The following is a 591-nucleotide window of genomic DNA, read 5'->3' on the forward strand; positions in this document are numbered from 1 at the left end:
CCGACGCAGAGGGCGGCAAATGCCGAGGCGAAGCCGGAACCGGACTTTAAAGTCGACGAAGCAGTAGCCATGGGTTTTCGAGATTCGGGGTCGCGTTGCCAAGGTCCCTATCGCAGGTTAAGCCACCGGCCAGCAACCCTCGATCGCGTCCCTGGATGTTTACCTCGCCCGCACCCGCCCTCATGCCCGCTCCCACCGAGCCCTATCCGGTCGAGATCGTTCCCGGCCCGCTCGAATCGGGCATTCTTCTCCTGTGCGATCACGCATCGAACGCGGTTCCACCGGAACTCGGCGATCTTGGCCTACCGGCGGAGGAGTTTCAGCGTCACATCGCCTACGATATCGGAGCCGCCGCGGTGACGCGGTCTCTCGCAAGACGCCTTCATGCGCCGGCAATTCTGACGCGTTTTTCGCGGCTCGTAATCGACCCCAATCGCGGCCGCGACGATCCGACCCTCGTCATGCGCCTCTCCGACGGCGCCGTCGTCCCCGGTAACGCGCGGATCGACGATGCAGAGGTCGAGCGGCGCGCCAAACGATTCTACGATCCGTACGACGCGGCCATCGGAACGGCGATCGGCGATGCAACGA

Annotated in this window: 1 protein-coding gene; it reads left to right on the forward strand. The window is 64.3% G+C overall.

Going from position 1 to position 591, the window contains the following annotated elements; genetic code table 11:
- Window positions 1-155 precede the first annotated feature (155 nt).
- Window positions 156-591, forward strand: a 436-nt coding sequence (locus tag AC1DT3_RS23605) for an N-formylglutamate amidohydrolase (protein WP_477467574.1), incomplete at its 3' end; no start/stop codon positions are given.

The sequence above is a fragment of the Microvirga sp. P4_G7 genome (assembly GCF_056401005.1).